Here is a 414-nt window from a genome sequence, read left to right on the forward strand (position 1 = left end):
CTTTATCCGATGACGGTGCAGCTCAACAACATCGTCAACTCGACCCAAGGGGTGAAGGAATACAACGTCAACATGGCTGCCACCATTCTCACCGGCCTTGTTCCCCTCACCATCTACTTCATCTCCGGCAAACTCTTCGTCCGCGGCATCGCCGCCGGAGCGGTCAAAGGCTAACGAGAAAACAATGGAAACAAGTATCTCCGTCAAGAACCTCGCCTTAAGCTTCGGACACCTGGACGTGCTGAAGGATCTCAACCTGGAGATCGGCAAGGGCGAATTCCTGGTCCTGCTCGGATCCTCGGGCTGCGGCAAGTCCACCTTGCTCAACTGCATCGCAGGCCTGCTCGATGTCACCGGCGGCCAGATCTTCATCGGCGGCAAGAACGTCACCTGGGAAGAACCCTCAAAGCGCGG

The 414-nt window shown here is 57.0% G+C and carries 1 protein-coding gene and 1 pseudogene; both read left to right on the plus strand.

What is annotated here, in order from left to right:
• Window positions 1-174, plus strand: a pseudogene (locus Q0835_RS30175) (carbohydrate ABC transporter permease); the annotation flags it as partial.
• 10 nt (window positions 175-184) lie between these two features.
• The coding region (locus tag Q0835_RS30180) for an ATP-binding cassette domain-containing protein (protein ID WP_298967199.1) at window positions 185-414 on the plus strand (230 nt) is incomplete at its 3' end.

Source organism: uncultured Roseibium sp., from assembly GCF_947499295.1.
Taxonomy (GTDB): domain Bacteria; phylum Pseudomonadota; class Alphaproteobacteria; order Rhizobiales; family Stappiaceae; genus Roseibium.